This window comes from Tepidimonas sp. HKU78 (assembly GCF_049860815.1).
Classification (GTDB): Bacteria; Pseudomonadota; Gammaproteobacteria; order Burkholderiales; family Burkholderiaceae_C; genus Tepidimonas.
Genome location: NZ_CP187547.1, coordinates 1715317 through 1741896, shown reverse-complemented (window position 1 = coordinate 1741896; position 26580 = coordinate 1715317). Strand labels below are relative to the sequence as shown.

25 protein-coding genes and 1 tRNA gene are annotated in these 26580 nt (G+C 68.5%); 11 read left to right on the top strand and 15 right to left on the bottom strand.

Features of this window, described 5'->3' with window-relative positions; translation table 11 throughout:
* Nucleotides 1-38: 38 nt before the first annotated feature.
* On the bottom strand, nt 39-1328 hold the full coding sequence (gene purD, locus ACPYIS_RS08720; protein WP_424895255.1) for a phosphoribosylamine--glycine ligase: 1290 nt from the start codon (nt 1326-1328) through the stop codon (nt 39-41).
* Between the two features lie 8 nt (nt 1329-1336).
* Nucleotides 1337-2062, bottom strand: coding sequence for a YebC/PmpR family DNA-binding transcriptional regulator (locus tag ACPYIS_RS08715; RefSeq protein ID WP_299021278.1), 726 nt, complete (start codon nt 2060-2062; stop codon nt 1337-1339).
* Nucleotides 2063-2185: 123 nt separating this feature from the next.
* On the opposite strand from ACPYIS_RS08715, the gene ACPYIS_RS08710 reads away from it, so the two are divergent.
* Both ACPYIS_RS08710 and ACPYIS_RS08705 read left to right on the top strand, forming a co-directional pair.
* Complete coding sequence (locus tag ACPYIS_RS08710; RefSeq protein WP_425973488.1) at nt 2186-3685, top strand: helicase HerA-like domain-containing protein; 1500 nt, start codon at nt 2186-2188, stop codon at nt 3683-3685.
* A 106-nt stretch (nt 3686-3791) separates the two neighbouring features.
* Nucleotides 3792-6455, top strand: a complete 2664-nt coding sequence (locus tag ACPYIS_RS08705) for a sensor domain-containing protein (RefSeq protein ID WP_425973487.1) — start codon at nt 3792-3794, stop codon at nt 6453-6455.
* On the opposite strand, the gene sbcB is transcribed toward ACPYIS_RS08705, so the two are convergent.
* Nucleotides 6422-7873, bottom strand: coding sequence for an exodeoxyribonuclease I (sbcB, locus tag ACPYIS_RS08700; RefSeq protein ID WP_425973486.1), 1452 nt, complete (start codon nt 7871-7873; stop codon nt 6422-6424). The genes ACPYIS_RS08705 and sbcB overlap by 34 nt on opposite strands.
* Before the next feature lie 136 nt (nt 7874-8009).
* On the opposite strand from sbcB, the gene ACPYIS_RS08695 reads away from it, so the two are divergent.
* Entirely contained in the window at nt 8010-8516 is a 507-nt protein-coding gene (locus ACPYIS_RS08695) for a methylated-DNA--[protein]-cysteine S-methyltransferase (protein WP_425973484.1), read from the top strand.
* 65 nt (nt 8517-8581) lie between these two features.
* Here ACPYIS_RS08695 and clpA read toward each other — a convergent pair whose 3' ends face one another.
* The 3 genes from clpA to icd all read right to left on the bottom strand — a co-directional run bounded on the left by clpA (nt 8582) and on the right by icd (nt 12754).
* Nucleotides 8582-10915 carry an ATP-dependent Clp protease ATP-binding subunit ClpA gene (clpA, locus tag ACPYIS_RS08690; protein WP_424859527.1) on the bottom strand — a complete coding sequence of 778 codons (2334 nt, stop codon included), beginning with the start codon at nt 10913-10915 and terminating at the stop codon, nt 8582-8584.
* Between the two features lie 82 nt (nt 10916-10997).
* Nucleotides 10998-11354 (bottom strand): ATP-dependent Clp protease adapter ClpS, encoded by a 357-nt coding sequence (gene clpS / locus ACPYIS_RS08685; RefSeq protein WP_299020239.1) that lies wholly within the window; start codon nt 11352-11354, stop codon nt 10998-11000.
* 146 nt (nt 11355-11500) lie between these two features.
* Nucleotides 11501-12754 (bottom strand): NADP-dependent isocitrate dehydrogenase, encoded by a 1254-nt coding sequence (gene icd, locus ACPYIS_RS08680; RefSeq protein ID WP_424859528.1) that lies wholly within the window; start codon nt 12752-12754, stop codon nt 11501-11503.
* A 98-nt stretch (nt 12755-12852) separates the two neighbouring features.
* On the opposite strand from icd, the gene ACPYIS_RS08675 reads away from it, so the two are divergent.
* Nucleotides 12853-13350, top strand: coding sequence for a DUF192 domain-containing protein (locus ACPYIS_RS08675; RefSeq protein WP_424859529.1), 498 nt, complete (start codon nt 12853-12855; stop codon nt 13348-13350).
* Between the two features lie 69 nt (nt 13351-13419).
* Here ACPYIS_RS08675 and ACPYIS_RS08670 read toward each other — a convergent pair whose 3' ends face one another.
* Both ACPYIS_RS08670 and xseA read right to left on the bottom strand, forming a co-directional pair.
* Nucleotides 13420-14007: a superoxide dismutase gene (locus ACPYIS_RS08670; RefSeq protein WP_299019335.1), complete on the bottom strand. Its 588-nt coding sequence runs from the start codon at nt 14005-14007 to the stop codon at nt 13420-13422.
* A 100-nt stretch (nt 14008-14107) separates the two neighbouring features.
* Entirely contained in the window at nt 14108-15421 is a 1314-nt protein-coding gene (xseA, locus tag ACPYIS_RS08665; RefSeq protein ID WP_424859530.1) for an exodeoxyribonuclease VII large subunit, read from the bottom strand.
* Nucleotides 15422-15538: 117 nt separating this feature from the next.
* On the opposite strand from xseA, the gene ACPYIS_RS08660 reads away from it, so the two are divergent.
* The 6 genes from ACPYIS_RS08660 to adk all read left to right on the top strand — a co-directional run bounded on the left by ACPYIS_RS08660 (nt 15539) and on the right by adk (nt 19563).
* Nucleotides 15539-16174 carry a MotA/TolQ/ExbB proton channel family protein gene (locus ACPYIS_RS08660; RefSeq protein ID WP_299019327.1) on the top strand — a complete coding sequence of 212 codons (636 nt, stop codon included), beginning with the start codon at nt 15539-15541 and terminating at the stop codon, nt 16172-16174.
* A gap of 25 nt (nt 16175-16199) precedes the next feature.
* Complete coding sequence (locus ACPYIS_RS08655; protein ID WP_299019326.1) at nt 16200-16628, top strand: ExbD/TolR family protein; 429 nt, start codon at nt 16200-16202, stop codon at nt 16626-16628.
* Nucleotides 16628-17731, top strand: coding sequence for a tetraacyldisaccharide 4'-kinase (gene lpxK / locus ACPYIS_RS08650; RefSeq protein ID WP_424859531.1), 1104 nt, complete (start codon nt 16628-16630; stop codon nt 17729-17731). Before ACPYIS_RS08655 ends, lpxK begins: the two co-directional genes overlap by 1 nt.
* An 8-nt stretch (nt 17732-17739) precedes the next feature.
* The gene (locus tag ACPYIS_RS08645) at nt 17740-17949 is read left to right on the top strand and encodes a Trm112 family protein (protein ID WP_299019324.1); all 210 of its coding nucleotides are present in this window, start codon (nt 17740-17742) and stop codon (nt 17947-17949) included.
* 12 nt (nt 17950-17961) lie between these two features.
* Nucleotides 17962-18747, top strand: coding sequence for a 3-deoxy-manno-octulosonate cytidylyltransferase (kdsB, locus tag ACPYIS_RS08640; protein ID WP_424859532.1), 786 nt, complete (start codon nt 17962-17964; stop codon nt 18745-18747).
* A gap of 159 nt (nt 18748-18906) precedes the next feature.
* Nucleotides 18907-19563, top strand: a complete 657-nt coding sequence (gene adk, locus ACPYIS_RS08635; RefSeq protein WP_299019321.1) for an adenylate kinase — start codon at nt 18907-18909, stop codon at nt 19561-19563.
* 30 nt (nt 19564-19593) lie between these two features.
* On the opposite strand, the gene ACPYIS_RS08630 is transcribed toward adk, so the two are convergent.
* From ACPYIS_RS08630 to ACPYIS_RS08620, 3 genes are all read right to left on the bottom strand, one after another.
* A complete protein-coding gene (locus ACPYIS_RS08630; protein WP_424859533.1) occupies nt 19594-20655 on the bottom strand; it encodes an asparaginase in 1062 nt (353 codons plus the stop codon).
* 78 nt (nt 20656-20733) lie between these two features.
* Nucleotides 20734-20827: transfer RNA gene (locus ACPYIS_RS08625), tRNA-Ser, on the bottom strand.
* A gap of 55 nt (nt 20828-20882) precedes the next feature.
* A complete protein-coding gene (locus ACPYIS_RS08620; protein WP_299019316.1) occupies nt 20883-22166 on the bottom strand; it encodes an aspartate kinase in 1284 nt (427 codons plus the stop codon).
* A gap of 60 nt (nt 22167-22226) precedes the next feature.
* Between ACPYIS_RS08620 and ACPYIS_RS08615 the strand changes: the two genes are divergently transcribed.
* The gene (locus ACPYIS_RS08615) at nt 22227-22427 is read left to right on the top strand and encodes a DUF2905 domain-containing protein (RefSeq protein ID WP_424894731.1); all 201 of its coding nucleotides are present in this window, start codon (nt 22227-22229) and stop codon (nt 22425-22427) included.
* Here ACPYIS_RS08615 and tilS read toward each other — a convergent pair.
* The 4 genes from tilS to cysS all read right to left on the bottom strand — a co-directional run bounded on the left by tilS (nt 22348) and on the right by cysS (nt 26495).
* Nucleotides 22348-23439, bottom strand: coding sequence for a tRNA lysidine(34) synthetase TilS (gene tilS / locus ACPYIS_RS08610; protein ID WP_424894732.1), 1092 nt, complete (start codon nt 23437-23439; stop codon nt 22348-22350). The genes ACPYIS_RS08615 and tilS overlap by 80 nt on opposite strands.
* Nucleotides 23384-24361, bottom strand: a complete 978-nt coding sequence (locus ACPYIS_RS08605) for an acetyl-CoA carboxylase carboxyltransferase subunit alpha (RefSeq protein ID WP_299019310.1) — start codon at nt 24359-24361, stop codon at nt 23384-23386. Before ACPYIS_RS08605 ends, tilS begins: the two co-directional genes overlap by 56 nt.
* A gap of 80 nt (nt 24362-24441) precedes the next feature.
* Complete coding sequence (locus ACPYIS_RS08600) at nt 24442-25089, bottom strand: DNA-3-methyladenine glycosylase family protein (protein WP_299019341.1); 648 nt, start codon at nt 25087-25089, stop codon at nt 24442-24444.
* Nucleotides 25090-25121: 32 nt separating this feature from the next.
* Nucleotides 25122-26495, bottom strand: a complete 1374-nt coding sequence (gene cysS / locus ACPYIS_RS08595) for a cysteine--tRNA ligase (protein WP_424859536.1) — start codon at nt 26493-26495, stop codon at nt 25122-25124.
* Between the last annotated feature and the right edge of the window lie 85 nt (nt 26496-26580).

The following is a 26580-nucleotide window of genomic DNA, read 5'->3' as shown; positions in this document are numbered from 1 at the left end:
TTTGCCTCCTGCCGACGGCGACGCGCCGGCGCTTGCCTTCAGCCGACCGCGCGCGCCAGCGCCCGGTGGCCGATGTCACGGCGGTACTGCATGCCGTCGAAGGCGACCCCGCGCACCAAGGCGTAGGCGCGCTCGCGCGCCGCGGCGACGTCCGCGCCCAGCGCCGTCGCGCACAGCACCCGCCCACCGCTGGTCACCAACCGGTCGCCTTGCAGCGCGGTGCCGGCGTGAAACACCACCGCATCGTCCGTGTCGACGGGCAGCGCGGTGATCGCGTCGCCCTTGCGCGGCGCCTGCGGATACCCCGCCGCAGCCACCACGACGCCCAGGGCGACGCGCGGATCCCACTCCAGCGTCACCGTGTCGAGCCGCCCTTCGGTCGCGGCGAGCAGTGCCTCGACCAAATCGGTGCGCAGCCGCATCAGAATGGGCTGCGTCTCGGGGTCACCCATGCGGCAGTTGAACTCCAGCGTCTTGACCGAGCCGTCGGGCGCGACCATCAACCCGGCGTAGAGGAAGCCGGTGTATGGCACGCCCTCGGCCGCCATCGCGCGCACCGTGGGCTCGATGACCTCGCGCAGGGCGCGCTCGTGCACCGCGGGCGTGACCACGGGCGCGGGCGAGTACGCCCCCATGCCACCCGTGTTGGGCCCAGCGTCACCGTCGAGCAGGCGCTTGTGGTCCTGGCTGGTGGCCAGCGGCAGCACGTGTTCGCCGTCCACCAGCACGATGAAGCTGGCTTCCTCGCCGATCAGGTATTCCTCGATAACGACGCGCGCGCCCTCGGCGTTGTGCTGCACGCCCAGCCGGTTGTCCACCAGCATGAAGTCGATCGCCTCGTGCGCCTCGGCGGCGGTCATGGCCACCACCACGCCCTTGCCCGCGGCCAGGCCATCGGCCTTGACGACGATGGGCGCACCCACACGATCCACATAGGCGTGCGCCGCCGCAGGGTCGGAGAAGGTTTCGTGCCGCGCCGTGGGAATGCCGTGGCGCTGCATGAACGCCTTGGCGAACGCCTTGGAGCTCTCCAGCCGCGCAGCCGCTTGCGTCGGACCAAAGATGCGCAGGCCTGCGGCCCGAAACGCATCGACGATGCCAGCGGCCAGCGGCGCCTCGGGGCCGACGACCGTCAGGCCGATGCGGTTGGCCAGCGCCCAATCGCGCAAGGCCGCCACGTCGGTGAGGGGCACGTTGACCAGTTGCGCGTCGCGGGCGGTACCCCCGTTGCCCGGGGCCACGTACACCTGCTCGACACGCGGCGATTGCTTGAGTTTCCACGCCAGGGCGTGCTCGCGGCCGCCACTGCCGACGACCAAGACCCGAATCCGTTCGCTCATTCCGGCAATTCCGCGTTGTGGAAGACGTCCTGCACGTCGTCCAGGTCTTCCAGGGCGTCGAGGAGTTTTTGCATGCGCACCGCGTCTTCACCCGTGAGCACGACGGTGTTGGTGGGGCGCCAAGTGACTTCGGCCATGGCCGGGGTGAGACCCGCGGCCCGCAGCGCATCGCGCACCGCTTCGAACTGACCGGGCGCGGTCAGCACCTCGATCGAGCCGTCGTCCTGCGTCAGCACATCGTCCGCACCGGCTTCGATGGCCACCTCCATCACCTTGTCCTCGGACGTGCCAGGCTCGAACACCAGTTGGCCACAGTGCTGGAACTGAAACGCCACCGATCCCTCGGTGCCCAGATTGCCGCCGTGCTTGGAAAAGGCGTGCCGCACCTCGGCCACCGTGCGCACGCGGTTGTCGGTCATGCAGTCGACGATGACGGCCGCGCCACCGATGCCGTAGCCCTCGTAGCGCACCTCCTCGTAGCTGACCCCCTCCAGGTTGCCAGTGGCCTTGTCGATGTTGCGCTTGATGGTGTCGGCCGGCATGTTGGCGGCCTTGGCCTTTTCGATCGCCAGCCGCAGGCGCGGATTGGCGGCCGGGTCGCCGCCGCCCTGGCGGGCGGCGATCATGATTTCACGCACCACCCGCGTCCAGATGCGCTGGCGCTTCTCGTCCTGGCGCGCCTTGCGGTGCTGGATATTGGCCCACTTGGAATGTCCTGCCATGCAAACCTCGTTGGTTCCGTCTCGGTGACCGGCTCGGGCGCCGGTCGTCCTCCTGCGGTATTCTACGCGCCGGGGTCCGTGTGGCCCACTACCCCTCTTCGCTCCCCCCTGCCCCGCTGCACCATGACCGATACCATCCTGCTTGCCCGTCGCGACGCCATCGAATGCCACCTGCGTCTGGACAAAGCCAACCGCCACGGTTTGGTCACCGGCGCGACTGGCACCGGCAAGACCGTCACGCTGCAAACGCTGGCGGAAGGGTTTTCTCGCCACGGCGTGCCCGTCTTCATGGCCGATGTCAAGGGCGACCTGACCGGCATCAGTCAGCCCGGACGCATCGAGGGCAAGCTGGCGCAGGTGCTGGCCGAACGCGGCATCCCGGTGCCCGAACCGGCCGCGTGCCCGGTGACGCTGTGGGACGTCTTCGGCCAGCAGGGCCACCCGGTGCGCGCCACCATTTCGGACATGGGCCCGCTGCTGCTGGCGCGCATGCTGGGCCTCAACGAGACGCAGACCGGGGTGCTCAACCTGGTGTTCAAAATCGCCGACGACCAGGGCCTGCTGTTGCTGGACCTGAAAGACCTGCGCGCCATGTTGCAACACGTGGGCGACCACGCGCGCCAGTACACCACGCAGTATGGCAACATCAGCGCCGCCAGCGTGGGCGCCATCCAGCGCGGGTTGCTGGCGCTGGAGCAGCAGGGCGCAGACCGCTTCTTCGGCGAGCCGATGCTCGATATCGCCGACCTGATGCAGACGGTCGATGGCCGCGGCGTGGTCAACATCCTGGCGGCCGATCAGCTGCTGCACGCGCCGCGCCTGTATGGCACCTTCTTGCTGTGGCTGCTGTCGGAGCTGTTCGAGACGCTGCCCGAGGTGGGCGATGTCGACAAACCCAAGCTGGTGTTCTTTTTCGACGAAGCGCACCTGCTGTTCGACGACGCGCCCAAGGTGCTGGTCGAGCGCATCGAGCTGGTCGTGCGACTGATCCGCTCCAAAGGCGTCGGGGTGTTTTTCGTCACCCAGAATCCGCTCGACATCCCAGACAGCATCCTGGGCCAGTTGGGCAACCGGGTGCAGCACGCGCTGCGCGCTTTCACCCCGCGCGATCAAAAGGCGGTCAAGGCGGCCGCGCAAACCATGCGCCCCAAACCCGGGTTGGACCTCGAGGCTGCCATCACGGAACTGGGCGTGGGCGAGGCGCTGGTCAGCCTGCTCGACGCCAAGGGCCGCCCCAGCGAGACCGAGCGCGTCTGGGTGCTGCCCCCCGCCAGCCGCCTGGGCCCGGTGACGCCGCCGGAGCGACAAGCGTTGCTACGCAGCTCGCTGGTGGCCGGCGTGTACGAGCAAACCATCGACCGCGAAAGTGCGTACGAGCGCTTGCGCGCAACCCATGCAGCCCCCGCCGCCGATGCGCCAGCAGCCGCCAGCGCCACGGGAGGGCTTGGCGGCGCGGTCGGCGAGCTGCTGTTTGGGCGCACCGGGCCACGCGGTGGCCAGACCGATGGCCTGGTACAGACGGTGGTCAAGACCGCGGTGCGTCAAGTCGGGGCACAACTCGGGCGGCAACTGGTGCGCGGCTTGCTGGGCGGCCTGGTCGGCGGCAGCACGCGGCGACGTTGAGCCGTGCAACAGCGTGGGGCTGCGGGTTTGTGCGCAGCCCGCACCGGTGGGCGGGGCCGTACACTCGGGAGGTGCGCATTTCCACACGACGAGGAGACCCCCACCCATGACTGGCTGGCTGACCTGGATCGGTTGGACTCTGGCCGCCATTCTGGGTGTCGGCTGGTGGCGTGCCCGGCAAGCACAGCAAAGCACGCAACGGCTGTTGGCGCAGGAGCGGCAATGGGCCCTCGACCTGTTCGACCGGCTCGGTATCGCGCACTGGCGCCGCAACCTCGACACGCAGGAGCTGTGGTGGTCGGCCGTTTTTCGGCGCATGCACGGCATCGCCCCGGACGAACCTGCGGAGCGCCAGCGGTCGCTGCGCCAACTGGTGCCCGAGGACCGCGCCCGGGTCAACCAGGCACTGGAAGACGCCTATGCCGCAGGCGGCGGCGAGACCGGCTATCGCATCCAGCAACCCGACGGGCGCATCACCCACCACATGCTGCGCATCGTCGTCACGCAGGAGCCCGCCACGGGGCAGCGCATCGCGTTTGGCGTCAATCTCGACATCACCGAGCGCGTGCGGCTGGAGGCCGAATTGCGCGAGCGTACCGCCTACTTGGAAGCGATCGTGCAGCACCTGCCCATGGGCTTGAGTGTTTTCGACCGCGACCTGCGTCTGCGTGTGTGGAACCAGGCTTTCGGGCAGGTGCTCGGCCTGCCGCCCGCATTGCTGCGCGAAGGCGTGGATTTCGCCGACCTGATCCGCGTGCCGGCTCAGCGCGGCGAGTACCCGGGAGAGGACCCCGAGGCCGCCGTAGCCCGGCGGCGCGAGCTGGCGCTGGAATTTCGCCCCCACCGACTAGAGCGCACCCGCCCCAATGGACGCACGCACCTGGTCATTGGTGAGCCGATCGTGCGCGACGGCCAAACCGTGGGTTTCGTGACCACCTATACCGACATTACCAAACAAAAGCAGGAGCGCGAACGCCTGGCACAGGCGCTCGATATCCTGCGCACCCTGGTGGACAACATTCCTGCCGGGGTATCGATGGTCGACCGTGAGTTGCGTATGCAAGTCTGGAACGAGCGGCTACTAGAGCTGTTGGATCTTCCGCGCGAGCTGATGCAGCAGCCCGGCGTGACATTGGTCGACGTGCTGCGCTACAACATCGAACGCGGCGAATACGGTCCGCAGCCCGACCCCGAAGCCGCCCTGGCCCAGATGCGCGAACGCGCGCTGCGCTTCGAGCCGCATGAGTTCGAGCGCGTACGCCCCAACGGACGCGTGCTGCACATCCGCGGCCAGCCGCTGGCCACGGGCGGCTTTGTGACCATCTATACCGACGTCACCGAGCGACGCGCGGCGCAAGACGCGATCGAGCGCCTGGCACGCACCGACGCGCTGACTGGCCTGACCAACCGGCACGCGCTGCCGGTGGCCCTGGAGCAGGCGCTGCGCGGTGCCGAGCGCGACGGGCGGCCGCTGGCGGTATTGTTCATCGACCTGGATCGCTTCAAGGCGGTCAACGACTCACTTGGCCACGAGGCCGGCGACCAAGTGCTGATGGAAGCGGCGCGGCGCTTGCGCGCGCGGGTGCGGGCCAGCGATGTCGTCGCACGCATCGGCGGCGACGAGTTCGTCGTCGTGCTCACCGGCATGCAGGACGAAGCGGACGGCGCACAAGTGGCGCTGCAAATCGTGCAAACCCTGTCCGAGCCGTTCGTCGTGCCCGATGGCGCGGGCGGGACGCAGCGCGCCTACCTGACCCCCTCGATCGGTATCGCGCTGGCACCACGCGACAGCCGCGAGCCCGGTGAACTGCTGCGCCTGGCCGATATCGCGATGTACCACGCCAAGCACGACGGCGGGGCGGGCTGGTGCTACTTCACGCCCTCGATGAACGAGTCGGTGCGGCACCGCATCGAGCTGGAAGGTCGGCTGCGCGAGGCCATCGCGCACGACACGCTGGAGCTGCACTACCAGCCCATCCACGGTTTGCGCCCCGGGCTGCCGTTGCTAGGCTTCGAGGCCCTGCTGCGCTGGCCGCAGGCCAATGGCGAGCAGCTACCACCCGCCACGTTCGTCCCGGTGGCCGAACAGTCGGCCGATCTCATCGAGGCGCTCGGCCGCTGGGTGTGCACGACCGTGGCCCGCCAGCGCCGGCGCTGGCGGCAACACCACCCCGAGCTGGCGCTGACCTGGAGCATCAACCTCTCGGCAAGGCAGTTCGACCGCCCAGGGCTGGCCGAGCGTATCCGCGATGCCATCACCGCTGGCGACCCCGACCCCGCCGATCCCGACCAGCCCCTGCGGGGCTTCGAGTTCGAGATCACCGAGGGCGCGATGATGCGCGACCCAGTGCGCGCCGAGGCCGAACTGTCGCGCCTGCAGACCTGGGGTGCGCACGTGGCGATCGACGATTTCGGCACCGGCTACTCGTCGCTGGCATACCTGAAACACTTGCCGATCGACCGCCTCAAGATCGACCGTGCCTTTGTGCGTGACCTGGACCGCGACAGCGACGACGCGGCCATCGTCGCCGCCGCCATCACCATGGCGCGGCAGCTGGGTCGGCAATCCGTGGCCGAGGGCGTCGAAACCCCCGCCCAGCTGCGCGCCTTGCACACCTTGGGGTGCGACGCGGTGCAAGGGTTCGGCCTGGCGCGGCCCATGCCGGCGCTGCACGCCTGGGCGTATGTGCAGCAGTGCGCCGGCGGCATGCACGCGGACCTGTGGGGCACGGTGGATCAGGCGTCTTCCGCCGCCAACGACGCAGCGTAGTCCGCCACGGCCCGCAAAATGCCCGTGGCGCGCGGATCGCCCCGTGCGGCGGCCTCTTGCGCCAGCCGTTCGACACGTTGCTGGTAGCCGGGCAAAGGCACGACACAGCGCGTACGACAATGCGCGCGCCAGCGCTCGCGCTCAGCGGCATCCAATGTCGTGGGGTGGTTGCGCGCGCGAAAGCGAAATACCAGCTCCGGCAGGCGTGGGTCGTCGAATCCCGCCCGGCGCCACGCGGGGTCGGCCGGGTCGAGCGCGCGCAGCCGCTCGAGTCGCCGCCGATCCTCGTCCCCGACGAAGCCGTCGTAGAGCGCAGCGTCCACGTCGGGCGGGTCGCTCGGGGCCTCGTCGCGCGCATACAGCGCGGACCACAGCGGCCCCAAATCCGGCAGCGCGGCGGCATAGTCGGCATGGCGCTCGATCGCACCCAGATCCAACCCGAAGCGCTCCGCCGGCCCGTCGCGCAGCACGGCCACGTTGGCAATGACCATCGGCGAACGGTTGAGGTGCACGCTCTTGAGCGGCAAGCGCTGCATGCCGTCGGGCAAATCGGCCTGGCGGGTGAAAAGGCGTCGGCGCGCCTCGTCGGGGCGCAGATCGGCCAGTTCGCGCGGGTCGAACGCCAAATCCCACGCCAGCAGCTCGTTGCGGTTGCGCGGGTGGCTGGCCAACGGCCACATCACCGCGAGGCAGCCGCGCTCGGGCGAAAACCGCCCCGAAATATGCACGAACGGCCTGCCTTGCCCCGCCAGCGCCGGCAAGCCCAACACCTGCAGGACACGGTCTTTGCGGTGCAGCGACAGCGCATAGTCGAACAGGCGTGGCTGGTGCTGGCGGATCAGCCGCGCCAGCGCCACGGTGGCCTGCACGTCCGACAGCGCGTCGTGGGCGTGGTCGTGGCCCAGCCCGTTGGCAGCCGTGAGGTGCTCCAGCCGAAAGCTCGGTTTGCCGTCGCCGTTGCGCGGCCATTCGATGCCCTGCGGCCGCAGGGCCCAGGTCATGCGTACCACGTCCAGCAAGTCCCAGCGCCCACAACCGTTGCGCCACTCGCGGCCATAAGGGTCGAGCAAGTTGCGCCACAGCAGGTAACGGGTGAATTCATCGTCGAAGCGGATCGAGTTGTAGCCCACGCCGATCGTGCCTGGGCGCGCCAGCTCGGCCAGGATCGACTCGGCAAAGACCCGCTCCGTCACGCCTCGGGCCAGGCAATCTTGAGGCGTGATGCCGGTGATCAGGCAACTCTCCGGGTCCGGCAGATAGTCTAGGGTCGGCTGGCAATACCAGACCACGGGCTCGCCGATCGGTTGCAGCTGCGCATCGGTGCGCAGACCGGCAAACTGCGCCGGACGGTCGCGGCGGGGATCGGCACCGAAGGTTTCGTAGTCGTGCCAGAGGAAGGTGGGGGTCGCGGTCGTCACACGTCGCATCCTACCCGCAGTTGATCGCCGCATGGTCCCCCGCAGGTCGGCATTCCGGCGTAGACTGCGGGCCATGACCCCGCAGCACGCCGCCCCCACCCCGCCCGACCACCCTGCCCCGCGCCGAGGGACGCCCTTGGCTCCCCGATACGTGCAGTCCGCAGCCACCACCTGCTGGCTGGGTTGGGTGCGCATCGCAGCGACGCCTGCCGGACTGTGCGCCCTCCTGCTCGGCGACGACGATGACACCCTGCTGGCCGAGCTACGGCATCGGTTCCCGCGTGCCACCATGGCCGCTGCCAGTCCCGCGGTGCAGGGATGGGCCGCCCAGATCGCCGCTTGGTTGGATGACCCGCGCGCCGAGCTGCCCCTGCCACTCGACGTGCATGGCACGCCGTTCCAGCGCCGGGTGTCGGAGGCACTGCGAACCATCCCGCCGGGACAGACCATCGGCTATGGCGAACTGGCGCAGCGGTTGGGGATGCCGCGTGCGGCCCGCGCGGTGGCGCAGGCCTGCGCGGCCAATCCGCTGGCCGTGGCCATTCCGTGCCACCGGGTGGTGTCCGCCAACGGCAGCCTGTGCGGCTACCGCTGGGGCCTGGCGCGCAAACAAGCCTTGCTCAAACGCGAAGCCGGGATCTAAGGCCCCGGCTTCGCGCCTACTCGCGCCTACACGGACGACATCCGCCCCACGAGGGGACAGGCGCCTTAGTCGGTCGTGGCCTCTTCCGCCTCGGCGCGACGGCCCTCCTTCTTGGGCAAGGGCTGGATGTCGAGTTTGACCTGCGGCTCGCCACCGTCGGCTGGCGTCTCCACATCGACCGTCAGGCGGCCGCCGTCGACCAGCCGGCCAAACAGCAGCTCGTCGGCGAGCGCGCGCCGGATGGTGTCTTGAATGAGGCGCTGCATCGGGCGCGCGCCCATCAGCGGGTCAAACCCCTTCTTGGCCAGGTGCTGACGCAACGCATCGGTGAAGGTGACCTCGACCTTCTTCTCGGCCAGTTGCTGCTCGAGTTGCAGCAAGAACTTGTCCACCACGCGCAGGATGATGGGCTCGTCCAGCGGCTTGAAGCTCACGATCGCATCGAGCCGGTTGCGGAACTCGGGCGTGAACAGCCGCTTGATGTCCGCCATCTCGTCACCAGCCTGGCGCTGGGTCGTAAAGCCGATGGTGGACTTGTTCATCGTCTCGGCCCCCGCGTTGGTCGTCATGATGATGATGACGTTGCGGAAGTCGGCCTTGCGCCCGTTGTTGTCGGTGAGCGTGCCGTGGTCCATCACCTGCAGCAGCACGTTGAAGATGTCCGGGTGCGCTTTCTCGATTTCGTCAAGCAGCAGCACGCAGTGCGGCTTCTTGGTGATGGCCTCGGTAAGCAGCCCGCCTTGGTCGAAACCGACATAGCCCGGCGGCGCGCCGATCAGGCGGCTGACCGCGTGCCTCTCCATGTACTCCGACATGTCGAAGCGCACCAGCTCGATGCCCAGGATATAGGCGAGCTGCTTGGCGGCCTCGGTCTTGCCCACCCCAGTGGGGCCGCTGAAGAGGAACGCGCCGATCGGCTTGTCCGGCTTGCCCAGGCCTGAGCGCGCCATCTTGACCGAAGAGGCCAGCAACTCCAGCGCCTTGTCCTGCCCGAACACGACGGCCTTGAGGTCGCGCTCCAGGTTTTGCAGCTTGCTGCGGTCGTCGCTCGAGACCGATTGCGGCGGAATGCGCGCGATCTTGGCGACGATCTCCTCGATCTCGGCCTTGCCGATGGTTTTCTTGCGCTTGGACGGCGGTACCACGCGCTGGGCAGCGCCAGCCTCGTCGATGACGTCGATGGCTTTGTCCGGCAGGTGACGGTCGTTGATGTACTTGGCCGAAAGCTCGGCGGCAGCCTGCAGCGCCGCTTGGGCGTATTTGACGCTGTGGTGCTCCTCGAAGCGCGACTTGAGCCCCTTGAGGATTTCGACCGTCTGTTCGATCGTCGGCTCGACCACGTCCACCTTTTGGAAACGCCGCGATAGCGCCGCATCCTTCTCGAAAATGCCGCGGTACTCGGTAAACGTGGTGGCGCCGATGCACTTGAGCGCGCCCGAGCTCAGCGCGGGCTTGAGCAGGTTGGACGCATCCAACGTCCCGCCCGAGGCCGCCCCGGCGCCGATGAGCGTGTGGATCTCGTCGATAAACAGCACCGCGTGCGGCTTGTCCTTGAGTGCCTTGAGCACGCCTTTGAGCCGCTGCTCGAAGTCACCCCGATACTTGGTGCCGGCCAGCAACGCGCCCATGTCGAGCGAGTACACGGTGGCATCCGCCAGCACCTCGGGCACTTCTTTTTGCACGATGCGCCACGCCAACCCCTCGGCGATGGCGGTCTTGCCCACGCCCGCTTCGCCCACCAACAGCGGGTTGTTCTTGCGCCGGCGGCACAGGATTTGGATGACGCGTTCGACCTCTTGTTCGCGACCGATGAGCGGATCGATCTTGCCGTCGCGCGCGAGCTGGTTGAGGTTTTGTGTGAATTGCTCCAACACCGAGGCTTTCTCGTTGCCCTTGGCTTCGGCCGCCTCCTCGTTGTCGGCAGCGCTGCCCTCGGCAGGCTTGGCGGGCTCGGGCGCTTCGCCCTTGCGGATGCCGTGCGCGATGTAGTTGACCACGTCCAGCCGGGTCACGCCCTGCTGGTGCAGGTAGTACACCGCATGCGAGTCCTTCTCGCCAAAGATGGCCACGAGCACGTTGGCACCGGTGACCTCCTTCTTGCCGTTGCCGGTGGACTGCACGTGCATGATCGCGCGCTGGATAACGCGCTGGAACCCCAGGGTGGGCTGGGTGTCGACCTCGTCGGTCCCCCCCACCACGGGCGTGTTGTCCTTGATGAAGGTGGTCAGCGACTTGCGCAGATCGTCGATGTTGGCGTTGCATGCGCGCAGCACCTCGGCCGCGCTGGGGTTGTCCAGCAGCGCCAGCAGCAGGTGCTCGACCGTGATGAATTCGTGCCGCTGCTGCCGGGCCTCGACAAAGGCCATGTGCAAACTGACTTCAAGTTCCTGGGCAATCATGGGGCACTTCCTTCGCTTCGGGTTTCAAGAGTAGCACGCTGCATCCAACGGCTCCATGGGGGTAAGTGGGGCAGATCCGCCGTTATTCAACCGGTTCCGCCACGCACTGCAGGGGATGCCCCGCGGCACGCGCCGCTTGGGTGACCTGTTCGACCTTGGTGGTGGCGATGTCGCGGGTATAGACCCCGCACACCCCACGCCCGTGCACATGCACCTTGAGCATGATCTGCGTCGCCGTCTCCCGGTCCTTGTTGAAAAACTCCTGCAGCACACGCACGACGAACTCCATCGGCGTGAAATCGTCGTTGAGCAGCACCACCTGATACATCTTGGGCGGCTGCAGGCGCTGGCGGCGACGCTCCACCACCACCGCGTCGCCGCCAGCGGGCACGCTCGGCGTCAGATCGGGTTGTTTGGGTGTCGTGGCCATGGCAATCATTCTGCAATAAATCAGGCATCCCCGCAGGACGTGCGGATGCGCCGTCCGTCGGGCCTAAATGGCACCGCCGCCCCTGGGGGCGGCGGTACGGCAGCGGGGCCGACAGGCGCTGCCCCGGAAAGCAGGTCGGGCCCGCCTCTGCGCACTCACATGTGGTCGATCATCACCTGCCCAAAACCCGAGCACGACACCTGCGTGGCCCCCTCCATCAAGCGCGCGAAGTCGTACGTCACGTGCTTGCTCTGGATGGCCTTTTCCATGGCGCTGATGATGAGGTCGGCCGCCTCTTTCCAGCCCATGTGGCGCAGCATCATCTCGGCCGACAGGATCTCGGAGCCGGGGTTGACATAGTCTTTGCCCGCGTACTTGGGTGCGGTGCCGTGCGTGGCCTCGAAGCACGCCACGGAATCGGACAGATTGGCCCCGGGCGCGATGCCAATGCCGCCGACTTGGGCCGCGAGCGCGTCCGAAATGTAGTCGCCGTTCAGGTTGGGGGTCGCGATCACCGAGTACTCCGCCGGACGCAGCAGGATCTGCTGCAGGAACGCGTCGGCGATCGAGTCCTTGATGACGATGTCACGCCCCGTCTTGGGGTTTTTGAACTTGCACCACGGGCCGCCATCGATGGGCTGAGCACCGAACTCGCGCTGGGCCAACGCATAACCCCAATCCCGGAAGCCTCCTTCCGTGTACTTCATGATGTTGCCCTTGTGCACCAGGGTGACGCTGGGCTTGTCGTTGTCGATGGCGTATTGGATGGCTTTGCGCACCAAGCGCTCGGTGCCTTCGATCGAGATGGGCTTGATGCCAATGCCCGACGTTTCCGGGAAGCGGATCTTGGTCACGCCCATCTCTTGGATCAGAAACTGGATGAGCTTTTTGGCCTTGTCGCTCTGGGCCGGGTACTCGATGCCGGCGTAGATGTCCTCGGAGTTTTCGCGGAAGATGACCATGTCGGTCTTCTCCGGCTCTTTCAGCGGCGAGGGCACCCCCTTGAAGTAGCGCACCGGGCGCAGGCAGACGTAAAGGTCGAGCTCCTGCCGCAGCGCCACGTTGAGCGAGCGAATACCACCACCCACCGGCGTGGTCAGCGGCCCCTTGATGGAGACGACGTACTCCTTGAGCGCGTGCAGGGTTTCCTCGGGCAGCCAGACGTCAGGCCCATAGACGCGGGTGGATTTCTCACCGGCATAGACCTCCATCCAGTGGATCTTGCGCTGTCCCCCATAGGCTTTGGCCACCGCGGCGTCCACCACCTTGATCATCACGGGCGTGATGTCGACCCCAGTGCCATCTCCCTCGATGTACGGAATGATGGGATGATCGGGCACGTTGAGCGACATGTCCGCATTGACGGTGATCTTCTGCCCGTCGGCAGGCACTTGGATGTGTTGGTACATGAGCGGGGTCTCCGTTGGTCTGAATGGTCCGCCGCGCCTGATGAGCGCCGCAGTCTACAATCGATTCTATCGAGAAAACCTGCGCGGACCTGACATCGATGCGCCACCTCTTTCATTGGCCCAAGCGTGCAACTCCGCGTCGTCGAACGTGGCTGGTGCTGTTTGCGCTCATTCCCTTGGGCGTGAGCAGCGCGCCGCCTGCCAGCGAAGGGCAACCGCAAACCAACCTGCCCCGCGTGACGCTGCGCGCGGGTCTGCACCTCATCCATGCGCAGGTGGCCGCCACGCCCGAGCAGCGCGCCATCGGCCTCATGTGGCGGCGCGAGCTGCCCGCCAACGAGGGCATGCTGTTCGTCTTTGAGCGCCCAGCCGTGCAGTGTTTCTGGATGAAAAATACGTACGTGCCGCTGACGGCCGCGTTCATTGCCGACGATGGGCGCATCGTCAACCTGGTCGACATGCGCCCGCTGGACGAAACCAGCCACTGCTCCCGCGAGCCGGTGCGCTACGTGCTGGAGATGACCCAGGGTTGGTTCGCGCAACGCGGCATCGCCTCCGGCTTTCGCCTGGCGGGCGGCCCTTTTGGCGGCCGCTGACGCCAGCGCCGCCCTCGTCTCGACCTTCCTTCGGCCGACGCCCGCCAATGGCGTCGGCCACCGCCGTGATCAGGCGAAGTTGGCTTGCGCAAAGTCCCAGTTGACGAGCTTGTCGAGGAAGGTCTCGACGAATTTCTGGCGCAGGTTGCGGTAGTCGATGTAGTAGGCGTGCTCCCACACGTCCACCGTCAACAGTGCCTTGTCGGCCGTGGTCAATGGGGTGCCCGCGGCGCCGGTGTTGACGATGTCCACGCTGCCGTCGGGCTTCTTGACCAGCCAAGTCCAGCCCGAGCCGAAGTTGCCGACCGCGCTCTTGACGAAGGCGTCCCGGAAGGCGGCGTAGCTGCCCCATTTGGCGTTGATCGCATCGGCCAGCGGCCCGGTGGGCTCGCCACCACCGCCCGGCTTCATGCAGTGCCAGAAGAAGGTGTGGTTCCACACTTGGGCGGCGTTGTTGTAGATCGGGCTGGGGTTGGGCGCGCGGCGCACGATGTCTTCCAGCGCCATCGACTCGTACTCGGTGCCTTTTTGCAGGTTGTTCAGGTTGACCACATAGGCGTTGTGGTGCTTGCCGTGGTGGTACTCGAGCGTCTCTTTGGAGTAGTGCGGCTCCAGAGCGTCGATGGCGAAAGGCAGGGGAGGTAGGGTGTGTTCCATGGCGTTGTCCTCGTTGCAGTCAAAAACCGACTGCCGCATTGTAGGGAAGACGCCGGACATCGCACAGGCGGGCCGCACGCGCCCCCGCCGAGCGTGGGGGTCAGGCCGGATCGGCGGGGGATGGCTCCACGCCCGCCACGCGCACCTGCAGTCGCCCCTGCGAGAGGTCCACGCGCAGCGGTGCCCCCGCGTGGACCTGCGCCGTGCGGGTGACGAGATGTCCCGCTTCATCGGTGACCAGCGCGTAGCCGCGCTCCAGCACCCGGTGCGGATCGAGCAGCGCCAGCTGCGCCTGCCAGCGCGCCAGCCGCAGCCGGTGGCGCTCCAGCGTGCGACTGACGGCCGAATGCCAAGCCTGCTCCAGCCGCAGCCCGTGCTGGCGCCGGCGGTCGATGCCTGTCACCAGCGCGCGCTGCAAGCGATGTTCGAGCGCCTGCACGCGCGCGCGCTCGCGGACCGTGAGCGCCGAAGGGCGCCCCAGGCGCTGCGCCAGTCGGTCCAGGTGCTGAGCGTGGCCGTCGAGTCGGCGCCAGACAGCGCTGCGCAGCCGCTCCGCCTGCCGCTGCAGGCCGTCGAGCAGGGTCTGCCGGTCCGGTGCGCACAGCTCGGCGGCCGCCGTCGGCGTGGGGGCGCGCACATCGGCCGCAAACTCAGCCAGCGTAAAATCCGTCTCGTGCCCAACCCCACAGATCACGGGCATGGGTGCCTGCGCGACGGTGCGCACCACGTCCGGGTCGTTGAAGGCCCACAGGTCTTCCAGCGAGCCCCCACCCCGCACGAGCAACAGCACCGCGGGCTGGCCGTGGGTCTCGTGATCCTGATACGCCCGCCGCAACGCCGCGCACAGTTGCGCGGGCGCATCCGCCCCCTGCACCGCCGAGGGGTAGAGCCGAACCGGCAGGTACGGGGCCCGGCGCGCGAGAGTGGTGGCCACGTCGCGCAACGCCGCCGCATCCAGCGAGGTGACGACGCCGATACTCGACGGCCACGCAGGCAGCGCGCGCTTGCGCGCCCCATCGAACCACCCTTCGGCCTGCAATTGCGCCTTCAGGCGCAAAAACTGCTCGTAGAGCTGACCTTGGCCCGCAAGCCGCACGCGCTCGACGATGAGCTGCAAATCGCCGCGCGCGGCATAAACGTCGAGGCGGCCAAGCACTTCCACCTGGAGGCCGTCGCGCAGCGCCACCGCGCTGGCCTCGGCGGCGCGGCGAAAGAATGCACAGCGCAGTTGCCCCTGCGCGTCCTTGAGCGTGAAGTAGGCATGCCCGCTGCCCGCGCGCAGGTAGCCGCTGACCTCACCGCGCACGCGCACGGGGTTGAAGCGCGCACGCAACGCGTCGCCGACCGCGGTCACCAAGGCACCAACCGACCAAGTGGGTTCGTCAGCCGTCGCAGGCCAGGAAAGGTCATGCATGATCGATGCGAAGATGGTCCCGTAGGTGGCCCGATACCGGTGGCGGGCCGCGCGGGGCCAGTGACCGACTCGGTGCCCGATAATGCGCGGATCGCACCGCTGCACAGGAGATTGCCCTTGCTGTCGATCATACAGGCCGCCGGCTGGCCCATCTGGACGCTGATCGTGTGCTCGGTCCTCGGACTGGCCCTCGTCATCGAGCGCGCGTGGAGCCTGCGCACCACGCGCATCGTGCCGCCGCGGCTGCTGGACGAGGCCGTGCAGGCGAGCCGCCACGGCGTGCCGCCGCCTGCCGTCGTGGAACAGCTGGCCGACAACTCGGTGCTGGGCTCGGTGCTGGCCAGCGGACTGCGCGCCCTGCACGCCAACCCGCGTGCCACCGAAGCCGAGCTGCGCAGCGCGCTCGAATCCGCGGGACGCTTGGCGGCCGCGCAGTTGCAGCGCTACCTGGGGGCGCTGGCCACCGTCGCGTCGGCCGCTCCCTTGCTCGGACTGTTGGGCACGGTCATCGGCATGATCGAGATCTTTGGCTCGCAGGCCGGGCCGGGCGGACTGATGCCCGGCGGCGGCAACCCCGCACAACTGGCACACGGTATCTCGGTGGCGTTATATAACACCGCGTTCGGGCTGATGATCGCGATTCCAGCGCTCATTTTCTGGCGCTACTACCGCGCGCGGGTGGACGGTTTTTTGCTGCAGCTGGAGGTGGCGGCCGAGGCGTTTTTACACCACCTGCTGACACTGCGCCGCTGACTCTCGACTCCCCAGCGAGGCGTGCATGAACTTTCGACACGGCGACCGCGAAGAACCCGAGATCAACCTGATCCCGTTCATCGACATCCTGTTGGTGGTGCTGATCTTTCTGATGCTCACCACCACGTTCAGCCAAGCCACGGCGCTGCAGGTGAATCTGCCCGTGGCCAGCGACGAGCAGCCGCCGCGGGCACCTGCAGAAATCGTGGTGATGGTGGGCCCTGACGGACGCTATGCGGTCGCCAACCGCGTGCTGGAACAACACGGCGTGGACGCGCTCATTGAGGCGCTGCGCGCCGCGCGGCCGATCGGCCAACCAGGCAGCGATCCCATTTTGGTCATCCAGGCCGACGCCGCCGCCAGCCACCAGTCGGTCATCAACGTCATGGACGCGGCGCGCCAAGTGGGCCTGGTGCAAATCACCTTTGCCACCCAGCGCAGCCAGGGGCGCTGATGGCGCTGCCGGACCTGAGCGCCACCTGGAACGGGCGCGGTCCGCTGGCCGTTGGCCTGTTGCCCCTGGCCCTGCTCTACCGCGGTGCGCTGGCCCTGCGCGCCCTGCCCTGGCAGCTTGGCTGGCGCTGGCCCGCCCCGCTGCCGGTCCCGGTGGTGGTGGTGGGCAACGTGGTGGCCGGGGGGGCGGGCAAGACGCCAACGGTGATCGCCCTCGTCCAGCACCTGCAAGCCGCGGGCTGGCGGCCCGGCGTCGTCTCGCGCGGCCACGGGCGCACGGATCGCGCGGCCGTGCGCGTCTGCGACGACGCCACGGGCGACCCCGCACGGCTCGGCGACGAGCCGGCGCTGATTGTGCGCCGCACCGGCGCACCGTTGGCCGTGGGTTACGAGCGACCGGCCGCCGTGCGTGCGCTGCTGCAACACCACCCGACGGTGGACATCGTGGTCAGCGATGACGGCCTGCAACACTGGGCGCTGGCGCGCGATCTGTCGATCATCGTGTTCGACGAGCGCGATGTCGGCAACGGCTGGCTGCTGCCCGCCGGCCCCTTGCGCGAGCCCTGGCCCGCGCCCGTCTGGGGCGGCGGGCCGGCGCTGGTGCTGCGCACCGGCAAGCCAAGCGCGCCGCCCCGGCCGCACCCATACCCCGAATACCGAGCCACGCGCGCCCTGGCCGATGCGGCGCTGCCCGTCCCCGCTCCTGACGAGCCTCCCCTCCGTGCCTCGCAGCCCTTGGCCGACTGGGCCGCCGCGCGCACCCCGCTGGGTGCCCTGGCAGGCATCGCGCGGCCGAACGCGTTTTTTGCCATGCTGCGCGCGCGGGGGCTGACGCTAGTGCACACACTGGCGCTGCCCGACCACGCCCCGGCAGCCGCGCTGGGTGCCGCACTGCAGGCCGCGGCCACCACGGCCGGTGCCCCCCGGCACTGGCTGTGCACCGAAAAGGATGCCGTCAAGTTGCACGGCCAGCCGCTGCCCGATGGGGTAACGCTGTGGCAGGTGCCGCTGGTGCTGACGCCCGAGCCCGGGTGGTACGCCGCCATCGACCGTCACCTGCAGGCCTGGCGCCGCGCTCGCGCAGCCGACCGTGGCGCGCTATGATGCCCGCCATGGATCCCAAGCTGCTCGAACTGCTGGTCTGCCCGGTCACGAAGGGACCGTTGGTCTATGTGCGCGAAACCCAGGAACTGGTCTCGCGCGGCGCACGGCTGGCCTACCCCATCCGCGACGGCATCCCCATCATGCTCGAAAACGAGGCCCGCGCGCTGGACGAGGCCGAACTCGACCGGCTGGCCCCGCCACGACCCGCCGTCGGCTGAGGGTGCCGGGCCATGCACGACGGGTTTCACGTCATCATTCCCGCGCGCCGCGCCTCGACGCGGCTGCCAGACAAGCCATTGGCCGACATCGGCGGCGCGCCCATGGTCGTGCGCGTGGCCCAGCGTGCGCAGGCCAGCGGGGCGCTGTCGTGCACCGTGGCCACGGACGACACCGAGATCGCGCGCGTCTGCCAGGACGCCGGCATCGCGGCGCTGCTGACCCGCGCCGACCACCCCAGCGGCAGCGATCGGCTGGCCGAGGCCGTGCAGCAGCTGGGCTTGCCGGACGACGCACTGGTGGTCAACGTGCAGGGCGACGAGCCCCTGATCGACCCGGCGCTGATTCGTGACGTCGCGCACGTACTGCGCGCGCGGCCCGATTGCGTCATGGGCACGGCCGCCCACCCCATCGCCACGGCGCAGGAGCTGTTCAATCCCAACGTCGTCAAGGTGGTGCTGGACCGGCAACACACCGCGCTGCTGTTCAGCCGCGCGCCGCTGCCGTGGTGGCGCGATGCCCCGCGCCACGACACCGTGCTGTCCCTCGACGATTGGCCGACCGACGCCCGGCCCCTGCGCCACATCGGGCTCTACGCGTACCGGGCCGGTTTTCTGCGGCGCTTTCCGTCGCTGCCGCCCGCGCCGCTGGAGCGCTGCGAGTCCCTGGAGCAGCTGCGCGTGCTGTGGCACGGCGAGCGCATCGCGGTGACGGTGAGCGACCGCGCGCCCGGCCCCGGCGTCGATACGCCGGAGGACCTGGCGCGCGTGCGCGCTCTATGGCAGCGCGACCACACCTGAGGACAACCCCGCACGGTATCGCACCCCCTGTAAGCCTGTGTCGGGATGTGCATGCTATTCTTGGGCGCTGGCCCCGTGCCAGCCGCCGCCGTCGGCCCAACGAGGAGACTCCGCGGCGTTGCGGCCCCATGACACGATCGCGACGAGTAAAGGAAACCCATGAGACTGATTCTGTTGGGCGCTCCGGGTGCTGGCAAAGGCACGCAGGCCGCGTTCATCTGCCAAAAATATGGCATTCCGCAGATTTCCACCGGCGACATGCTGCGCGCGGCGGTCAAGGCGGGCACCCCCTTAGGCATCGAAGCCAAGAAGGTGATGGACGCTGGCGGCCTGGTCAGCGACGACATCATCATCGGTCTGGTCAAGGAACGCATCGCCCAGCCGGACTGCGCCAACGGCTTTTTGTTCGACGGCTTCCCGCGCACCATCCCCCAGGCCGAGGCCATGCGCCAGGCGGGCGTGCGCATCGACTACGTGCTCGAGATCGACGTGCCGTTTGACGCCATCATCGAGCGCATGAGCGGGCGGCGCGTGCACCCCGCGTCGGGTCGCACGTACCACATCAAATACAACCCCCCAAAGGTCGACGGCAAGGACGACGTGACGGGCGAGGACCTGATCCTGCGCGACGACGACCGGGAAGAAACCGTGCGCAAGCGGCTAGACGTCTACGCGCAGCAAACCCGTCCGCTGGTGGACTACTACCGCCAATGGGCCGAGAAAGATCCGGCCCACGCCCCCAAATACCGCGCGATCAGCGGGCTGGGCACGGTCGAGGAGATCACGCAGCGCGTCTTTGCCGCGCTGGCCGACTGAGAAACGCGGCGGTCCGGCGGGCCCGCACCCTCACGCCAGGCCCGCCGCCTGCCACAACAGCTGCAGCGACAGCGACACGCGCGCCTTGGGCGGCGGCAAATCGGTGACGGCGAAACGCCGCTCGGCGCGGCCGCCCTCACCCGGCACAACTTCACCCTGGGGGCAGCGCGTCGTCACCCATACCGCAACGCCCTCGTCCTGCGCCTGGGCCAGCGCGGCCGCCAGCTGCTCGTGCAACGATCCGTTGCCCGTTCCCGCGACCACCAGCCCGGCCAGCGCATCGTCGGCATCGCGCCCCGCCATCGCCTCGCGGCGCTGACGTAGCAAGGCGCGCACCAGCGCCCCATCCGCGCCGCCATGGCTGGCCAGCCACTCCACCCGTGGCCAGCGTGGTGCGGCCAGCACGGCCTGCATCCGTGCGGCCTGCCGCGGATCAGCCGCCTCACCTGCCAGCGGTGCAGGCGGCGCCACCCAGCGCACGCGCCCCGCCTCCACCCAAGCGGCGGGGCCCGCATCGCCACCGCCAAACGCATCGGCGCGGGTGGGGTGCACTTTGGTCACCGTGCGCGCCGCAAAGACGCGCCCGGCCAGCGTCACCCACACGCCACCGGCGGCGCGCAGGCGGCCATCGACGGCCAGTGTCAGCGCATCGGCCAGGTTTTGCGGGCCATCGGGCGCCAGTGCCGACGCGGGCCGCATGGCGCCAACCAGCACCACCGGCCGCGCCGGCTGCAGCACCGTTTGCAGCAGCCAAGCCGTCTCCTCTAGGGTGTCGGTGCCGTGCGTGACGACGATGGCCCCCACCTCGGGCTGCTGCAGCTGCGCGTGCACCGCGCCCAACAGCGCCTGCCACAGCGCCACCGTCATGTCCTTGCTGTCGACGTTGGCCACCTGCTGCGCCTGCACCCGCCAGCCCACGGGCGGCGCCATCCCCGCCACCAGATCGGCCACCGGTACCACCCCGGCCTGGTAGCCCACCACGTCGTGCGGCGAGGCCGCTCGCCCCGCGATCGTGCCGCCCATGCCCAGCACCGCGAGCACCGGTGCGGCGGCGCTGGGGTGGCCGCCGTCGATAGAAAATACGGGTTGCATCGTCACCTCCCGAGCGCCAAAAAACGAAACCCGACCGGCTAGGGTCGGGTTTTTCGTCTGCAGGACCAGCCAGAATGCTGGCGGAGTGAGAGGGATTCGAACCCTCGATGCGGGTTTTGGCCCGCATACTCCCTTAGCAGGGGAGCACCTTCGGCCTCTCGGTCATCACTCCGAAGAACCGCCATTATGCCCCAAGTCGAGGCGTCTGCGCGGCGGCGTGTGCAAAATCAGGCCCCTTGCAGCGTGTCCTCGGGCTGATCGAGGTCGAACTCGCGGTGCAGTGCGCGCACGGCCAGCTCCATGTATTTCTCGTCGATGACGACCGAGATCTTGATCTCCGACGTGGAGATCATTTGGATGTTGATGCCCTCGGCCGCCAAGCAGCGGAACATGCGGCTGGCCACGCCGACATGGCTGCGCATGCCGATGCCCACCACGCTGACCTTGCAGATGCGCGCGTCACCGACCACGTCGGTGGCGCCGAGCGCGGGCACCACCTGGCCTTTTAGCACGTCCAGCGCGCGCGCCAAGTCGTTGCGGTGCACGGTGAAGCTGAAGTCGGTGCGCCCGTCCTTGCCGACGTTTTGGATGATGACGTCGACGTCGATGTTGGCATCGGCCACCGCGCCCAGGATCTGGGCCGCGATGCCGGGTTTGTCGGGCACGCCCAGCACCGAGACCTTGGCCTCGTCACGGTTGAATGCGATGCCGGAGACGACGGCTTGTTCCATGGATTCGCCTTCCTCGAAAGTGATCAGGGTGCCGCTGCGGGCCTCTTCGTCGATGGGAATGTCCCAGGGGGTGAAGCTGGAGAGCACGCGGATGGGCACGCGGTACTTGCCGGCAAACTCCACGGAGCGGATTTGCAGCACTTTGGAGCCCATGCTGGCCATCTCCAGCATTTCCTCGAAGCTGATGCGCTCAAGGCGCCGCGCTTCGGGCACGACGCGCGGGTCGGTGGTGTAGACGCCGTCCACGTCGGTGTAGATCAGGCACTCGTCAGCCTTGATGGCCGCTGCCACCGCCACGGCGGAGGTATCGGAGCCGCCCCGGCCCAGCGTCGTGATATTGCCGCCCGCATCCACGCCCTGAAAGCCGGTGATGATGACGACCTTGCCCGCGGCCAGGTCGGCGCGGATGCGCTGGTCGTCGATGGCTTCGATGCGGGCCTTGGTGTAGGCACTGTTGGTGCGGATGGGCACCTGCCAGCCACAGTACGAGATGGCGTCGATGCCTTCGGCCTGCAAGGCGATGGCGAGCAGCCCCACCGACACTTGCTCGCCCGTGGCGGCGAGCTGGTCGAGCTCGCGGTAGTAGGCGGTACCCGGTTTTTCTGGCGCCACTTCCTTGGCCAAGCCGAGCAGGCGGTTGGTCTCGCCGCTCATCGCGCTGGGCACCACGACCATCTGGTGGCCGGCGCGCACCCATTTGGCCACCCGCTTGGCGACGTTGCGGATGCGCTCGGTGGAACCCATGCTGGTGCCACCGTACTTGTGAACGATCAGTGCCATGGAATCGTCTGATGAAGGGGCCCGCGCGGATGCGGGCAAACCTTGGCATTATAGGTGGCCATGCAACGCTTTCTGATCGCAACCGGTGCCCTGCTGCTGCTGGCGGGTCTGCTGTGGCCATGGCTGTCCAAACTGCCCTGGGGGCGACTGCCCGGCGATATCGCCATCGAACGCGAGGGCTTCAGTTTTTACTTTCCCCTGGGCACGAGTCTGCTGGTGTCGGGGCTGCTGTCGCTGCTGTTGTGGTGGTGGCGGCGCTAGCCGCATCGGGCTGCCACTGCAGGGTGTCGCCACAGCGGCGGATGCGTCCAGGCCCCAGACGTAGCTCGATGCGCTGCGCGCGCGTGCGCGCAGCAGCGATCTGCCGCGCCAGCGCCTGCCACTGGGCATCGCTGGCCTGCGCACCGTGCGCCTCGCGCAGCCACAGGCGCAGCGCGTTGATCAAGCGCGGCGGCGACAGGGCACGCAAAACGGGCAGCGCTGGGGGCACGCCGATGCGGGCCAGGTCTTCTTGGGCCAGTGTTTGCAGCAGCGCCTGCGCGCTGGCGGCATGGCGGGCGCTGCGGGCCACGGTCTGCGTCACCTGCGGAAAGGCTTGCAGCAGCGCCGGCAGCACCTGCTGCCGCAAGCGGTTGCGGGTGGGATGGGGGTCGGCGTTGGTCGGGTCCTCGATCCACGGCACGCGCGCCGCCGCCAGCTGGGCGCGCAGCTCGCGCCCGTCGGCGGTCAGCAGCGGGCGCGCCCATGTAACGCCATCGCGCTCCACACGCTCGGGCATGGCCGCGAGCCCCGGCAAACCCGCACCGCGCGTCAGCGCCAGCAGCACGGTCTCGATCTGGTCCAGCGCGTGATGTCCCAGCAGCACTGCTGCCGCGCGGCGCCCACGCGCCACCTGGGCCAGCACCGCGTAGCGGGCGGCACGGGCCGCCTCCTCGGGACTGCGGCCCGGGGGCAGGGCCACTTGCACCCGCACGCCCTGCCACGCCACGCCCCAGGCGGCACAACACTGCTCGGTGTGCGCGGCAAAGGCATCGGCCGCCGCCTGCAGGCCGTGGTGTACATGCACCGCCACCACCCGCGTCCCCCAGCGCGCCAGCGCCGCCAACAACAGGGCGGTGGAATCGGCCCCACCACTGAAAGCGACCAGCAACGGCGCGTCCCCCCGGTCGAGGTCCGGGTGGCGCAGCGCCCAGTCGGCCAACGCCCGTGCCGCGGCGTCAGGCGCGGGCGGCCTTGGTGTCGGTAAAGCGCCCGTAAGCGTTGAGCCGGGCATGGCGGCGCGCGATCAACTCGGCCGGATCCAGGTCGGCCACCTGCCGCAGCGCCTCGGCCAGCGCCCGCTTGAGCATGGCCGCCATCTGCTGCGGGTCGCGGTGCGCCCCGCCGACGGGTTCGTTGACGATTTTGTCGATCAGGCCCAGCGCCTTGAGTCGGTGCGCGGTCAGCCCTAGCGCTTCGGCGGCTTCTGGGGCCTTGTCGGCGGTCTTCCACAAGATGGAGGCACAACCCTCGGGGCTGATGACGGAGTACACGGCGTACTGCAGCATCAGCACCTGATCGGCCACGGCGATCGCGAGCGCCCCGCCCGAGCCGCCCTCGCCGATGATGGTGCTGATGATGGGCACCTCGAGCTGCGCCATCTCGTAGATGTTGCGGCCGATGGCCTCGGACTGGTTGCGCTCCTCGGCGTCGATGCCGGGATACGCGCCCGGCGTGTCGACGAAGGTAAACACCGGCAGGCGGAACTTTTCGGCCAGCTTCATGACGCGCAGCGCCTTGCGGTAGCCCTCGGGCTTGCTCATGCCGAAGTTGCGCAGCGCGCGCTCCTTGGTGTCGCGGCCCTTTTGGTGGCCGATGACCACACAGGGTTGCCCCTGAAAGCGCGCCAGACCCGCGACGATGCTGAGGTCGTCGGCAAAGTGGCGGTCACCGTGCAGCTCCGTCCAGTGGGTGAAGATTTCGCGCACATAGTCCAGCGTGTACGGCCGGTCGCTGTGGCGCGCAATCTTGGTCACCTGCCACGGGGTGAGCTTGCTGTAGATGTCTTTGGTGAGCTGCAGGCTCTTTTGGCTCAGGCGCTCGATCTCTTCCGAGATATCGACCGCCGACTCGGTCTGCACATAGCGCAGCTCTTCGATCTTGGCTTCGAGTTCCGCGATCGGCTGCTCGAAATCCAGAAAATTGCGTTTGGCCAAGGTGTCTCTCCACGGGCGCTCGCGGCCCTAGTGTCACCGACTCGGGGGCACACCCACCACCGGTCCGGGGGGTTGGGGTTTTAGTACGCCACCGGCACCGGGTCCAGCGAGCGCCAAATATACCAAGTCGCCACGCTGCGGTACGGGGCCCAGGCGGCCGCCACCTCACGCGCGTCGCTGCGGCTGACGGGCTCGCCCGAAAAATAGCATTGGCTGATGCCGCGCAGCAAACCCACGTCGTCCAGCGGCAACACGTCCGGCCGCATCAGGTGGAAGATGAGAAACATCTCCGCCGTCCAGCGACCGACGCCGCGAATCGCCACCAGCTCACGGATGATGGCCTCGTCGTCCATGGCGTGCCACGCCGCCGGGTCGATCCGGCCCTCGGCAAAGTGGCGCGCGAGGTCATGCAGATACTCGACCTTGCGCGCGCTCAGCCCCGCGGCGCGCAGCGTGTCGTCGGGGCACGCCAGCACCGCATGCGGCGTGCAGTCACCCACGCAGGCCAGCAGCCGCTCCCACACCGACTGCGCGGCTTTGACCGAGATCTGCTGGCCCACAACGCTGCGCGCGAGCGTACCGAACGGATCGCCGCGCGACTGCAGGCAAGCGCCGGCAAACTGCGGGATCAGGCGCGCCATGACGCGGTCGCGACCGACCAGGTGCGTGCACGCCTCGCCCCAGTAGGGGGGCACGACACCGCCTGCCGCCGGGGGATCCCGGTCCAGCGCGGCCCCGCGACGTTGTCCGGCGGCGGCGGTCACGCGCGCTCCCAGGTCGTGCCTTGCGGACCGTCCTTGAGCACGATGCCTTGCGCGGCCAGCTCGGCCCGGATGCGGTCCGCGGTGGCGAAGTCACGCGCCGCTTTGGCAGCTGCCCGCTCGGCAATGCGCTGGGCGATCGCCGCTTCGTCCAGTCCGGCACCAGCGCGCAGAAACGCCTGCGGATCCTGCTGCAGCAGTCCGAGGGTGCCGCCCAGCGCGCGCAGCAGGCCGCTGGCGGCGGCGTCGCGCGTGCGGTTAACCTCGGCCGCCAGGTCGAACAACACCGCCAGTGCCTCGGGCGTGCCAAAGTCCTCGTCCATCGCGGCCTTGAAGCGTGCCGCATGCGGCTCCGCCCAGTCGATGGTGACCGTCTGCGGTGGCACGGCGGCCAGCGCGGTGTAGAGCCGCTTGAGCGCCGCACGCGCGTCTTCGAGGTGCTGGTCGCTGTAGTTGAGCGGGCTGCGGTAGTGCGCGCGCACGATGAAAAAGCGCACCGTCTCGGCGTCGAACTTCTGCAGCACCTCGCGGATGGTGAAAAAGTTGCCCAGGCTCTTGGACATCTTCTCGTTGTCCACACGCACGAAGCCGTTGTGCATCCAGATCTGGGCCAGCGGCTTGCCGGTGGCGCCTTCGCTCTGGGCGATTTCGTTTTCGTGGTGGGGAAACTGCAGGTCGGCGCCGCCGCCGTGGATGTCGAAGCTCTCGCCCAGCATCTCGCAGCTCATGGCCGAGCACTCGATGTGCCAGCCCGGCCGCCCCAGGCCGTAGGGGCTGTCCCATTTGGCCTCATCGGGCTCCTCGGGCTTGGCGGCCTTCCACAGCACGAAGTCGAGCGGATCGCGCTTGCCGTCGCCCACCGCCACGCGCTCGCCCGCACGCAGCTCGTCGATCGACTTGCCCGACAACTTGCCATAGCCGGGGAAGGCCCGCACCGCGTAGTTGACGTCGCCGTTGTCGCTGCGGTAGGCCAGGCCCTTGGCCTCCAGCCGCTCGATCAGGCCCACCATCTGGGGCACGAATTCGGTGGCCCGCGGCTCGAACGTGGGACGCTCGATGCCCAGCGTGTCGGCGTCGGCGTGCAGGGCCGCCACCATGCGGTCGGTCAGGCTGCGGATGGTTTCGCCGTTTTGCAGCGCGCGGGCGATGATCTTGTCGTCGATATCGGTGATATTGCGCACGTAGGTCACGCGATAGCCGCTGGCCTTGAGCCAGCGCTGCACGACGTCGAATGCCACCATAGAGCGCGCGTGCCCCAGGTGACAGAGATCGTAGACGGTCATGCCGCAGACGTACATGCGAACGTGGCCGGGCTCCAGCGGCACGAGCGGATCGAGCCGGCGCGTGAGCGAGTTGTAGATGCGCAGGGTCATGGCAAAACGGGGCCCAGCGAGTCATGAACCCGCGGGCTACAATCAGTGCAAAGGCGCGTATTGTGCACCGATGCCCGAGTTGATT